At 55.9% G+C, this 12,686-nt stretch carries 15 protein-coding genes; 13 read left to right on the top strand and 2 right to left on the bottom strand.

Features of this window, described 5'->3' with window-relative positions:
- Positions 1–2: 2 nt before the first annotated feature.
- From GS646_RS22175 to GS646_RS22235, 13 genes are all read left to right on the top strand, one after another.
- Positions 3–281 carry a VirB3 family type IV secretion system protein gene (locus GS646_RS22175; protein ID WP_152460684.1) on the top strand — a complete coding sequence of 93 codons (279 nt, stop codon included), beginning with the start codon at positions 3–5 and terminating at the stop codon, positions 279–281.
- The gene (locus tag GS646_RS22180) at positions 274–2,640 is read left to right on the top strand and encodes a hypothetical protein (protein WP_170797136.1); all 2,367 of its coding nucleotides are present in this window, start codon (positions 274–276) and stop codon (positions 2,638–2,640) included. The genes GS646_RS22175 and GS646_RS22180 overlap by 8 nt, the downstream gene beginning before the upstream one ends.
- Complete coding sequence (locus GS646_RS22185) at positions 2,637–2,774, top strand: hypothetical protein (RefSeq protein WP_170425207.1); 138 nt, start codon at positions 2,637–2,639, stop codon at positions 2,772–2,774. Before GS646_RS22180 ends, GS646_RS22185 begins: the two co-directional genes overlap by 4 nt.
- The gene (locus GS646_RS22190) at positions 2,774–3,520 is read left to right on the top strand and encodes a type IV secretion system protein (protein WP_152460682.1); all 747 of its coding nucleotides are present in this window, start codon (positions 2,774–2,776) and stop codon (positions 3,518–3,520) included. Before GS646_RS22185 ends, GS646_RS22190 begins: the two co-directional genes overlap by 1 nt.
- On the top strand, positions 3,517–4,017 hold the full coding sequence (locus GS646_RS22195; RefSeq protein WP_152460681.1) for a hypothetical protein: 501 nt from the start codon (positions 3,517–3,519) through the stop codon (positions 4,015–4,017). The genes GS646_RS22190 and GS646_RS22195 overlap by 4 nt, the downstream gene beginning before the upstream one ends.
- Positions 4,014–5,069 (top strand): type IV secretion system protein, encoded by a 1,056-nt coding sequence (locus GS646_RS22200; RefSeq protein ID WP_152460680.1) that lies wholly within the window; start codon positions 4,014–4,016, stop codon positions 5,067–5,069. Before GS646_RS22195 ends, GS646_RS22200 begins: the two co-directional genes overlap by 4 nt.
- Positions 5,070–5,086: 17 nt before the next feature.
- Entirely contained in the window at positions 5,087–5,731 is a 645-nt protein-coding gene (locus GS646_RS22205) for a virB8 family protein (protein ID WP_152460679.1), read from the top strand.
- A complete protein-coding gene (locus tag GS646_RS22210) occupies positions 5,731–6,546 on the top strand; it encodes a TrbG/VirB9 family P-type conjugative transfer protein (protein WP_152460678.1) in 816 nt (271 codons plus the stop codon). The genes GS646_RS22205 and GS646_RS22210 overlap by 1 nt, the downstream gene beginning before the upstream one ends.
- The gene (locus tag GS646_RS22215; RefSeq protein WP_152460677.1) at positions 6,546–7,226 is read left to right on the top strand and encodes a hypothetical protein; all 681 of its coding nucleotides are present in this window, start codon (positions 6,546–6,548) and stop codon (positions 7,224–7,226) included. Before GS646_RS22210 ends, GS646_RS22215 begins: the two co-directional genes overlap by 1 nt.
- Positions 7,227–7,237: 11 nt before the next feature.
- Entirely contained in the window at positions 7,238–8,071 is an 834-nt protein-coding gene (locus GS646_RS22220; protein ID WP_170575215.1) for a TrbI/VirB10 family protein, read from the top strand.
- A gap of 205 nt (positions 8,072–8,276) precedes the next feature.
- A complete protein-coding gene (locus GS646_RS22225) occupies positions 8,277–9,290 on the top strand; it encodes an ATPase, T2SS/T4P/T4SS family (RefSeq protein ID WP_152460675.1) in 1,014 nt (337 codons plus the stop codon).
- 12 nt (positions 9,291–9,302) lie between these two features.
- Positions 9,303–9,461, top strand: a complete 159-nt coding sequence (locus tag GS646_RS22230) for a DUF4177 domain-containing protein (RefSeq protein ID WP_152460674.1) — start codon at positions 9,303–9,305, stop codon at positions 9,459–9,461.
- The gene (locus tag GS646_RS22235) at positions 9,454–11,346 is read left to right on the top strand and encodes a type IV secretory system conjugative DNA transfer family protein (protein ID WP_171648680.1); all 1,893 of its coding nucleotides are present in this window, start codon (positions 9,454–9,456) and stop codon (positions 11,344–11,346) included. The genes GS646_RS22230 and GS646_RS22235 overlap by 8 nt, the downstream gene beginning before the upstream one ends.
- Before the next feature lie 214 nt (positions 11,347–11,560).
- Here GS646_RS22235 and GS646_RS22240 read toward each other — a convergent pair whose 3' ends face one another.
- Entirely contained in the window at positions 11,561–11,983 is a 423-nt protein-coding gene (locus GS646_RS22240) for a cytochrome c (protein WP_170474328.1), read from the bottom strand.
- A 161-nt stretch (positions 11,984–12,144) separates the two neighbouring features.
- The gene (locus GS646_RS22245; protein ID WP_170417767.1) at positions 12,145–12,612 is read right to left on the bottom strand and encodes a DUF411 domain-containing protein; all 468 of its coding nucleotides are present in this window, start codon (positions 12,610–12,612) and stop codon (positions 12,145–12,147) included.
- Positions 12,613–12,686 lie beyond the last annotated feature (74 nt).

Genomic DNA, 12,686 nt, shown 5'->3' on the forward strand with positions numbered 1-12,686 from the left:
TGATGCCGCGCCGCAATACGGTCTTTCGCGGCCTGAGCCGCCCCGCAGAATGGGGCGGCTTACCCGTGATCTATCTGCTGGTGATCCTCGGGATGACCATGCTTTCGTTCTTCATGTTCGGGATAGCGCCAGCAATCATTGCGGGTTTTGTTTTCTACACCGGGCTTCGCCTCTTTTACGAATGGGAACCGGCTTTCTTCCGCGTCCTGTCCGTAACCCTTTCCAAAACTCCGCGCACCAAAAACCGCCAGCATCATGGGGGAGATTACTATAGTGCCTAAGCCTGCTGCACAGGATTTGTGGACCCTTGCCCGCTCGTTGATCGAGCCGAGCTGGCGCAAGGATGAAATGAGCCTCTTTCAGATGTTGCCGTATGGCTATGTCGTGGACGATGAGGTCATTTCTACACGCAACGGTGGCCTCATCGCCGCTGCAGAAATCACCGGAATCAACGCAAACACGCTGGACGAAAACGAGTTCGAGTTCCTGGCCGAACGGTTTGAGCGTGTATTGCGCACGACACCCAATGAGGTGGCCTTTTATGTTCATCGACTGACCGTCCCAGCTGAGACTGGTCATGTCATCACAGATCCAACCGGCTTTGCCGGTGCAGTGGCGCAGGCCATGCGCTCAGCGTCCGTCGATGCAGAGCTGAAAGAACGCAAGATCATCATCAGCGCCATTCTGCAAAAGCGGCAGGATGAGCGGGCAAAACAGATGTTCGGCATGTCGTCTGGAACGATAGACGAGGAACGCCGCGAAATGATGGAACAGCTCGACGGTGTGTTCACAACACTGGCGGGCACGCTGGGCGAGGCCCGTATGCGCCGGCTGAAGCTCAGCGAGGGGCGTTGGCTCGGCTATTATGGAATGCTGTTGAACGGTCGGTATCAGCCGATCATTCACACGAACATTGCAGAACCCATCGCCTTCAACATGCCGCAAGAGGATGTGCTGTTTCAGGGCAAGCGCGGCAAACTGGTCACGGGCGACGATCAGGAACGCTCCATCCGTGTCTATTCCCTGAAGAATTACCCGATGGCTTCGTTCCCCGGCATTTTCGACGGGCTAGACCTGCCGGTTGATGTCGTGATTTCGCAATCCTTCCTGCCGATCAGCCGCGCCCAGGCGCAGGAAATGGAACGCCGCAAGTCGGGACAAATGCGCTCGGCAGGCGACAAGGCAAAGTCGCTTGAAGAGGATTTGTCCATTCTGGCGGACGGCATTGCCTCCGGCACCATGTCACTCGGCAAGCACCACCTGTCGATCTGCGTGTTTGGGAACGAGGAAGATCTGAAAACCGCCGAAAAACACATCATCGGTGAAATCCAGATTTCGGGTGGCACGGTGAAGCGCGAAGCGATGTCGGCCCGTGCCGTGTACTTCGCACAGCACCCCGGCAATTTCGCGTTCCGCGCCCGTGAAGAACTGATCACGGACCAGAACTTTGCGGATATGGTTGCGTTCCACATGCGCCCCAAAGGGTTGGATGCGGAAAAGCTACCTTGGCCGGGGCCATTGGCGACTTTCCCGACGACACACGGGGACAGCTACGATGTTTCGCTGCACCTTCCCAAGACCAGTAACGACCCTGAAAACCTGCCCTCCGGGCATACGATCGTTCTTGGACCGAACGGCTCGGGTAAAACTGTGATCGCGATGCTGCTGGCAACAATGGCGGTTGCACAGGGCGCGCGGATCATCGCTTTTGACAAAGACCGGGCAATGGAGGCTCCAATGCGGGCGCTCGGTGCGCAGTACATCCGCGTCCGAGTTGGTGAGCCAACCGGCATGAACCCTTTTCAGACCGAGACGGATGAGGCTGGGCAAAGCTGGCTCGCCAATTGGGTCATTGCCCTGTTGAGCTATGACGAACCACTGACCACCGATCAGAAGGATGAAATCACAAGGGCTTGCCAAGCCAATGCCACTTTGCCGCCTGCGCTTCAGAACTTCGATTCACTGGTGGAACGGTTCAGAGCCTTTGACGATGACAAGAACCTGTACAAGCGTGCAAGTGAATGGGCGGGCGAAGGCCGCTTGTCCTGGATGTTTGGCGAGGGTGGCTCAGATCCGTTTGCTGCTGGCGACCGTCATCTTGTGTTCGATATTTCTGAGGTTCTGGATGACGAATTGGTGCGGCTGGCATGGATCAGCTACGTCATGCGCCAGATTGAACGCCGCTGCGCCACCAAGATACCCACTGTCTTTGTGATTGATGAAGCATGGGTAATTGCTGGCAACCCTTATGGCGCTGGCATCCTCATAAATGCCTACACCACGTATCGGAAGCTGAACGTCATGATGATGATGATGACGCAGATCCCCGATCACCTCCTGTCGTCAGCGGCAAGTAAGTCGATCCTGGAAAACACCAGCACGCAACTCTTGTTCCCCTCTCGATCCGGCAATGAAGCAGACTACCGGGCAATCGGCTTGAACGATTCAGAGCTGGGCGCGCTGAGGGCGCATTTTGGCGACCGCGTAATGCTCATGAAGAAAGGTGATGAGAGTGTTTGGCTCGATGTCGATGTCGGCGCGCTCGGCCCGCTTCTTCGTGTTCTGAGCGGATCAGACGGAAAATCGTTCCCTGATCCTGACTGGCGAAAAAACCCCAACTTCTGGAAGGAAATCACATGAAAGCCCGCCTTGTCATCACCCTTGTAGTTCTGGCCGCTGTCTCGGCCTGCACCAGCACCTATTCGGGCTATCGCAGCAAATGCGCCTGTGACTTTGAGCGCATGACCTCCCCTGAAAACTTGGAGTTTGTCTGATGGATATTTCAAAGAAATTCCGCACAACCATTGCTGTTTCGGTTCTGGCCGCCCTGCCAGTTATGACGGCAGCCCAAGGTGTTCCGACCATCGACGCCACGGCCATTGCACAGGACGCAGCCAATTCGGCCCGCGAAGTCGCGGAAATGGTCCGCCAATACGAACAGCTGATGCAACAATATGAGAAGCTCGAGCAGCAGAGGGCACTGCTCGAAAACTCCCTCAAAACCATCAGTGGTCTGACGGATCTGGACCAGTTCAACAGCCGCAGCTTTCTGAAACTGGCAACGGCAGCTGACACGCTTGGATACGCCTTGAACGCGACCGAAGATACGATTGGCGATCTTCCAGGCGTCGCCGGACTCGCGATGGAACGCCGATCAATCAGCCTGGGGCTGAACAATGGAATCCTTAAAGAATTCAGTACGTCAGACGTGCCAGCCCGGCGCATTCTCTCGGAGCGAGGTGGCGCTGGCTTGATGGCATCGGCCTTGGGTGAGAATGGCTATGACATGGCCGGTCAGCTCTCCGAAGATGCAGAAAAGCTGCGCGGTGAAATCGGTCAGCAAGAAGATCTGAAGGATGCAATCGACTACAACACGGCGGTTCTCCTTAAACTCCTTCAGGTTGAAATTGAAATCTTACGCGCAACCTCGGCTAATGCTCTGGCGTCGGGCACGGATCTGGCTGCAACCGCTGCCGATCTTTCGACACTCAGCAACTATGTACGAGGAACCTCACAATGAAACTCCGCTCAACTCTCATCCTGACCATTGCAGCCGCCGCCGTTATGTCGGGGGCTGCATCGGCACAGGTGAAGCTGCGCCCATCACCCAAGGTCGATATGCCGTTCGGTGAATATCGTAAGTGCCTTGGGTACTCGGGTGCGCGTGAGTACGGTCGTCAATTCGTCAAAAACGATCAAGCGCGCATGGCCGAAGCGGGCCAATCCGCAGACAAGCAGCCTCTTGTGACCAACTGGTCGGTGGTGATCCTGAATGAACAGGTCATCGCTGCGCACGAGGCCACCATCGAGCAATGCATTCTGCGCAAATCTGGCGAGACCTTCAGCACCGAATGTCCGCTGGGCGGTTTAAGCCGTGAGGACGCCGCCCAAAAGGTCGGAGCTGACCAAGACGAGTTTTGGACCCAACCGTCCGACAATCTTGCCGCGCTGAAAAAAGAGCAACGGACCCGTCTGGAAGCTCTGCGCCCTGCAATTGAGGAGGCTTGTGGGCCGTGATCCAAGATTTCGTCAGCTCGATTGAGGCTGCGCTAAATAACTTCTCGCAGCAAGCATACAACAGCCTGGCGGCGGATCTCGCATCCGCCCTCTGGGCAATAGCCGCGCTGATCTTCGTGGCAATGCTGATCAACGGTGTGCTTCAAATCCGAGAAATCGGGTTTGGTGGCTATGTCGGCTGGATCATTCGGGCGACGATCATCATTGGTATGGCTTCTAGCTGGAGCTTCTTTCAACCCATTTATCAGGGCATTTCGAGCCTCCCAGACACGATTGCCGGAGAACTGACCGGCACAACAAATGTCTGGGAAGCACTCGATGACATTGCGCTTCAGTGTTTCTTGATGGGCCAGCAGGCTATTGAAAACGCAACCTGGGGTCTGAGCATCACCGGGGCTATTCTCTGGGTTGTTGGGGCTGTCATCGTTGCTTTTGGCACCGGCATGGCGCTGATCGCAAAAGGCGGTCTAGCGGTCCTGCTGGGTCTAGCGCCTGTTTTCATCGCAACGCTGCTCAGCTCGGCAACAGCCAATATCTTCGCAGCCTGGGCGAAAACGACTGTTGGCCTGATCATGGTCATCGTCGTTCTGACAGGCATCGTTTCTCTTATTCAGGCCCTTTTCAGCTCCGAACTGACCGCTGTTGAGGATGTGAACAATATGGAGGCCAGTGGCCGGTTTTTGGCGATCTGCATTGTTTCAATCGTGATGCTCACGCAGATCCCGTCGCTCGCGGGCGGGATGTCGGGTGCAATCGTTTCGGCATCCTCGGGTCTTGCCGTGGCAACTGGTGCTGCAGCAGCCGCAAGAAGTGCATTGGGCACTGCAAGCGACGGCGCAAGGGGTGCAGTAGCCGGTGGGAAAACTGCCGCTGCTATGGCTTCCGCAGCACGTGACGGGACTGGCGTTCGTGACAGCGCGTCTCGCGCAATGCAAGCGCGTCGGGACATAGCGCACAGAGCCCGAAATCAGGATGGGGCAGCTCGTCAGAGCTACGCCGCTGACCGTTACCGGCAGAGCATTCGACAAGCTCGCGCCAATAAATCTTCATAAATCGAGGTACAGAGCAAATGTCACACGTGACAGATCACGAAAAAGAACTCTTTCTGGGCGCACGCCGCGATGCCTTCAAATGGCAGGTATTCGGCATGGTCGGCATGGCAATGGGCGTGGCCTCTATGATTGGCTGGGCGATGCTCCTTCCCCTGAAGGAAATCCGCGCGGTGCCATTCTCCATTGATCCGGACACGAAACTGCCGGTCCTGCTGACTGAAAAAGTCGAAGAACTGGAACCTTCTGAGGCGATGGCCTTCCGTGAAGTCGCAAATTATGTGCGCGACCGGGAAACCTATGATGTCCAGGACAACAACGAGCGCCTGAAATCGGTGCTGCGTCGTTCTGATGAGCTGGCCGAAACGTCCTACCGCGAACTGTGGGACGGTTCGAACGACAACCATCCTGACGAAATCTATACGCCCAAGACAAAGGTGCAGACCGAAATTCTGGGCGTCTCGCCGGTCAACGATGAGACGGTGCAGGTCGAGATCCGCAAGTCCCTGATCGTGCCAAACCAAGCAACGGCCTCAGCCCGCTACGTGGTCACTGTGACCTACGGGTTTGAGGAAAAAATCGTGACGTCGATGGATGAGCTTCTGGAAAATCCGTTCGGCTTCGTCGTCACCAACTACCGCGTAGACGCCATAGGGAAGGTCTGATGCAGCGTTCTTTCAAAACACTCACCGCCACCGCCGCAGCAGTTTTGGCATTCTCTACGCCTCTGCTCGCTGAAATCACACCGACGCCAGACGGAAAGAATGCGGATCATCGCATCACGCATTTCCATTACGTCGAGAACCAGGTGTACCGCATCACTGTAGGTGAACGCCTGATTACCTATGTTCACTTTCCGCAGGGCGAGACCGTCCGCAGCATTGGCGCGGGCGACACTGAGAGTTTTCAGATCACCCGCCTGCAGGAAGGTCGCGTTATTGCGTTCAAGCCAGAAATCCTGAACTCGGATTCAAACCTGACCGTCCTGACCAATCGCGGGACATACAACTTCTATCTGGTTCCGGCCGAGAGCGCCGCCGAACGCAAACGTGTTCCATTTCGGGTCACGTTCTACAACAAAAACAACAGCGGCGGGACCACAACGCGTCGCGGCACAGTCGCTCGGAGCGAGCCGAAGCCAACTGGCCGGTTTGTGAACCAGAACTATTCGCGCTCGGGCAAAGCGGACTTTGCGCCCACCGCCGTGTGGGATGATGGCGTTCACACCTATATGCAAATCCCGCAGGATGCGGAGTTGCCGGGGATTTTCCGTGTCCTGCCTGATGGCCGCGAGCTGATGGTGAACACCACAGTCAAAGAGCGCGGCATTATCCAGGTGCAGGGCCTTTCCGACCTTTGGACACTGCGCATCGAAGACACTTCGATCTGTGTACGAAACGATGGCGACGCGTTTCAGCAGGCGAGTGCAACGGGCAGGCCCGTTACTTCACAGACAGTTAAACCGGGGGGCAGCAAGTAATGGATCGCAATCAGACAATTGCGGCACGGGCGGCGGCTGAACAGCCGTCGCAACGTGTCCGGAAGAAGTTCGACCCAAAGAAGCTGATAACCGTTGCAATCGCAGGCGCGGTGTTCCTGGGCTTTGTATGGTTTGTCATGGGCCATGAAAACAAAAGCACGAACACGGGTGTCCGCGTTGACGCTTTGCAACAAGGTGGTGGCGAGCGATACGGGCTTTTGACCGCACGGGGACCAGAGGCCGATGAGCCGGAACCAGAGGCTTTGCCCGAGGAAATTGAGGTGGCAACACCGGCAACAGTGCCGCAGGTCGATTCCGAAGGGCTGAAACAAGCCTTGAAAACTATCGAGCAACAGAACGGTCGGATTTCCGATCTGCAAGACGAGCTGACGGACGCCAAAGTTTCGCTGTCCGAAAAAGACGGTGAAATCGCAACGCTGAACCTGACCAATGAACGCCTTCAGGTCAGATATGATGAGCGAGAGAAGAAGTTCCAGACGGAACTTGCCCAGGCCATCGCAGATGCGGAGGCCCGGGCACTTGCCAGCGTAAGCCACCTTCAGGCGCAAGGTCTGACCGATGACGAGCGGCGCAGACTCGAAGAACTGAAGAAGATGCGCCAGCGGCAGAACCAGTCGGACGGCATTGTGTTCGATGAAAACCCATACGGCAGAAACTGATGGAGCTGACGATGAACAGAACAGCACTCACCCTCGCCCTGGTCACGTTGGCCTCAAGCGCGATGGCACAGGACGCACCCGGTCAAAACTACCAGCCGATCAATGGTGGATCGCAGCCGGTCATTTTCCAACCCTTCCCTGCAGCGCCGCAGCCGGTTCAAGTCCAGCCAGACGACACCCGCCTGCCTGAAGATCAACGCGGCTATCAGGAAAACCAAAACACGACATGGCAAAACAATCTGGTCGAAGAATATCCCCCCATCGTCGGGGCCTCGATCATTGACGATCCGTCGCGCACCCTGACGCAAGGCACGGTTTTGTCGGCTGTGTTCGGTGGCGCGGTCAGCTCGGAGTTGCCCGGCAGTGTCGTGGCGACGATTACACGTGGCGTCTACTCGATGGACGGCACGCGTTTGCTTCTGCCGCGCGGATCGAAGCTCTTTGGCGAGTATCGAGCGGACACGACATTGGCGCAAACGCGCATCATGATCGTTTGGAGCCGTGTCATCACGCCTGACGGCCTGTCAACTCAGGTCGGATCGGCTGGTACGGACGGTCAAGGCCGGACTGGTGCGACCGGCAGGGTGAACACACACTTTGGGAAACGGTTCGGAACTGCAGCGCTGTTGTCCATCATCGGCATTGCGCCGGTGGCACTGGTCTCTGACAACGATAGCAACAACTCGGTTCGCACTGATCTGGCAACGCAAGTGGGGTCTAACCTGCAGAACGCTACGGCAGCGGCGCTTGATGAATACCTGCGCATTACTCCGACAGTCTTTGTCGATCAGGGCAGTCGCATCAACGCCATCCTGCAGCGCGACGTTGTGTTCGATAGCTTCTGAGCGCGAGCCAATGAGCCGACCGCCTCAGCAGTCTTTCCGGCCGCTGCCAGCATGATCGAGTGCGGTAGCGGCCTTTTTTGAAGCAAATTCAGCACTTTTTGGAAGCAATGAATCTTATGTGGATGCCTTCGTGTTCGAGGCAAAGCCGAGATGCAGCGAAGGCAACCTCCAGTGTTCAAAAAAGTGCTCTACCAAGGACAAGAACATGAGCGGGCGGAACGGCAATAGCCTTCTGGAATACTATACAGGCAAGATCGAGCATCTGTTGCACGATGAAAGCCTGAGCGAAATTTCTGTGAATCCTGACGGATCGGTCTGGGTCGAAGAAATGGGCACAACACACATGACCAGGACAGACATTACTCTGAACAGAGATGATGTGGAAAACATCGGGCGCTGCGTGGCCGGATTCAGCGATGTGACATTCGGAGAAAAGAAGCCGATTGCGACGGCCAACGTGCCGACACAGCAGGGTAAAGCGCGGGTGCAGGTTGTGATTCCGCCAGCAACAACCGGCGTGGGGTCCGTGGCGATCCGCCTGCTCCGCGTGAAAACCGTCGATCTGGGCGCGTTCAGCTTCGCCAGCAAAGAGGCGGCGTTGGCAGAAAACAATGATCACAGCGCGCTTGAAAAGGCTCGGGCTGCTCTCGCTGCCGGAACAATGAACTTTGACGAGCTGGCCGACCTTGCGATGCTAAGCAAATGGAACGTGATCATTGCCGGGGGCACCTCGTCTGGCAAAACCACTGTTCTCAATGCAATGCTGAAGCGCGTCGATCCTGGCGAACGGATCGTGACGATTGAAGAAGTGGCCGAGCTGGACATCGAGCAACCCAATTCTGTCGATCTACTTGCTGACCGTTCCGAAGAAGATGGCCCTCGATCACCAACAAAGCTGCTGGAATCGGCGCTGAGGTTACGGCCTGACCGCCTCGTCTGCGGTGAAATTCGGGGCGACGACGCAAATATGTTCCTGGAACTGGTGAACACCGGCCACGATGGTTCTGTTTGTACCATGCACGCCAACTCACCAGTAGATGCCATTGGACGTATGAGCAAGATGGTGCGTCGCGGATCTCCGACCGTTCAAAAGTCAGAAGTGGTCGATGACATCCGGGCCACCATTCACATGATCGTTCACATGAAGAAAATCGGTGACGAACGGAAGGTCAACGGCGTGATTTTCCCACCCCTGATGACCGCTGATCAACTTATCTGAAGGAGAAATAGAATGAAAAAATTTGAGTATCGTAATGTCTTGATGCGGGTAGAGGAAAATGCAGGCGAGAAGTTTGCGAAGCTCGGGCAAGACGGTTGGGAAATGGTCGGCGTCGTACCTGCCGAGTTTGGCATCGTGTGCTTCTTCAAACGCGAGCTGACCGATGGCTGAGTTTCAGGATCTACCCAAAGGCAAGAAGGTCGCGATAGCCGGTACTATGGGCTTTATCGCTACCTCGGCTTGCGCGGTGTTGGTGGTCGGGCTGGCTCTCGAATACATCAACACCAGAGGCTTTCGCGGGCTGGACATCTGGGCGATCCCAGAGAAGTTCATGGCACAGCCTGCAGAGACGCAGCAGATCATGGGTCTGGTGGCGGTGGTCGCAGTGGGTGTTTTGACCTTTGCATTTGTGGCGGCTGCGCTGCGTGGTCCCTCAACGAAATACGGTGATGCGAGTTTTGCAAAGGCCCCTCAGCTCGTCCAGGAAGGCTATGCGTCGGTTCTGAAGCTCAAAGACAAATTGGATAGTGAAATCGTGTTTGCCAAATTTGGTGAGCCAAAGGACAAAAACGCGATCTACTATAAGCCCGGCCCCGGTGTCCAAAAGCCGCACGCGATGTTCATTGCCCCGTCTGGTTCGGGCAAAACCAGCGGCTTTGTGATCCCGAATGTCCTGCGTTTCAATGGGTCTTGCGTCGTCCTGGACATCAAGGGCGAGATTTTCCAGACAACCGGCGCGCGTCGGGCAGCAATGGGCGATGAGGTTTTTATGTTCGACCCCGAGAACCCCGACAAAAGCCACAGCTACAACCCTCTGCGCCGCGCAGCACGTGCCGACAATCTGGACCGGCGATGGGAAGAAGTGATTCAGGTTGCAACTCAGATGTTCGACACGCCCAGCTCATCCGCCCAGGGCTTTATGGGGGGTGTCGAAGGCATGTTCTGCGCGATGGCGATGTTGGCGATCAAAAGAAAGCGGCCATACATTTCCGAAGTCCTGCGCCTGGTCAAAACGACCAAGCAAAAGGACTATGAGAAAATGGCTGAAGAAGTTGGATATGCGCGAGCTGCAGATGAGTTTCTGAATCTTGCAGCCGAAGAATCCAAAATCCTGCGGTCAACGATTTCGGTTATGTTGAACTCCGGCCTGCAGCTCTGGCGCAACCCGTCGGTAGCAAGAGCCACGCAGGGCAATGACATCAACTTTGAAGATCTGCGTCGGCGCCCCAGCTCGATCTACTTTTCCGTGCCAGGGAAAAAAGTCAAAGAGTTCCGGACGCTCATTCGCCTGTTCTTCCTCGATCTGGTGAACACCATCGAAACTGTTGAGCCGGGCGAAGATGAGCCGTTCAAGGTTTTGATGCTGCTCGATGAGTTCCAACGCCTCGGCCATCTTGAGCGCGTTGTTGAAGCCTATGACACCATGCGATCGTTCGGGGGCAGGCTCGTGGTGATTTCGCAAACACTGTCGCGCCTACAGGACATTTATGGGCACGAGGGTGTGCGGGCGATGCTGGCAAACGCTGGAACCCAGATGTTTGCCGCCTCAGAGGATTCCGAAGTACGCGAACATGTGTCCAGGTCCATCGGGGACAAAACGGTCATAAGCAAGTCGAAGTCTCGAGCACTCGGCAAGATGGAAATGGGCAGCATATCAGAGCGTGAAGAAGGCATTCGGCTGCTCCGGCCAGAGCACGTTGGTCGTCTGCCGGAAAACGAGGTTGTGCTGATCCGCGAAGGCAAGATGCCCGTGATTGCGAACAAGATTCGATATTTCGAAGATCCTTATTTCATGCAGTTCCTTGGTGGCGACACGCCAAAGATCAAAGGGACACACCTGGATCTTGCTGCAGAGCAAGCCAAGGACACGGCAAAGGCCCTGGCTGATGTGAAACCGGCCCCTGCCCCGGTGAAAGAGGTTTCTGAAAAAGACCAGGAACTTCAGGCGGCATTTGATGCGCAGCGCACGGTCGCAAAGCGGAAAAGTCGGTCAGCGAAAGATATGGCGATGGAGAAAATGAAAGCCAAACGGGCTGAAAGTAGCGCCTTCACTTGACGGGGGTAACAGGACGCGGCCGAACCGGACCTTACTTCAATATGCAGAGAACGGCAGGAGAGAGCCCTAACCTGCTCGTGCTGCGACTTACATATATGTCCGCTTCCGTGAAGCTTACTAGAATGGCGCATTGTCAGCTTTATGCCTGCTGAGAATTGTCGTCATAGTATCGACAGCAAAAACACTCATCAAAAACCAACAGATTGACGACAGATCAAGGGAACCCCGCACGCATATAAACGATGATCTTCCAAAGGTCTTCTTCGCTCAGCGCTTCCTTGAAGGCTGGCATGTCTGTTCCGAAGCGTTCGCCGCCCTCGGAAATTGCCCAAAGAAGGTACTCGTCCCCCGACATCGGCATCTGAACGAACCATCGTAGGAGAGCGGGAGAGGGCGCGAGCGAACGTCCGGCTTCACCATCGCCCAAACCCTCAGCTCCATGACAGCTTGCGCAGTTTTCCGTATATAGCGTCTTGCCCTCCGAAACATTCTCGGGCGTTGCACGAATGGTGCTCCGAGCCCCGCGGTAGGCTGCGGGCACGTCCTCGTTCATATACGTCCAATGTCGTTGCATGCGCTGCTGCTGGCCAGGCCCCATATTGCCGTGCCCCCAACCACGCATGTGCTCAGACCTCATGTGGTTAGATCCCATTGGCCCGTGACCCCACCAATCTCCTCGTTGTTGTTGTGCGCAACCCACTGTAGCAATGGTGATAGACAGAACGCTTAAGGTAAGAGTGCGTAATCCAAGCTTCGTCATCTTCTCCTCCTTACTGTTTCCGCTCGATGAACGTCGCCTCAGGCCGCTTCGTAACTCTTGAACACCTCGGTGCTACCGTCCTTGAGGATCAAAAACACGTCGTAGGCCTCACGACGATCTTCCGGCCCCATCCCAGGGGAACCGTAGGGCATGCCAGGAACAGCAAGTCCAACAGCACTGGGTTGCTCCTCCAGCAGACGACGAATGTCTGCAACCGGCACATGCCCCTCGATCATATAGCCATCGATCTCGCCTGTGTGGCAGGACATCATTTCTTCGGGAATGCCGTTGTCCAATTTGTGGCGGACAAGCTGTGTTCCAAAGCTGCGCTCCTCGGTAATGCGAAAGCCTTCCTGCCGCAGGATGTCGATCCAAACCTGGCAACAGCCGCAGTTCGGATCCTTGAGAACACGGACGGAAGGCGTGTCTTGCGCAAACGCGGCAAATGGTACTGTGCTGGCAAAGCCAGCGGCGTAAGTCAGTACTTGGCGGCGTTTCAGGTTCATGGCGAGAGTCCTTGGTATTTCCAACTAAATTGAGCCGATTTCGTATCATTCGAGATCAAAGGTCATAATCCACG

This window comes from Ruegeria sp. HKCCD4315 (genome assembly GCF_013112245.1).
In the GTDB taxonomy this organism is placed as follows: domain Bacteria; phylum Pseudomonadota; class Alphaproteobacteria; order Rhodobacterales; family Rhodobacteraceae; genus Ruegeria.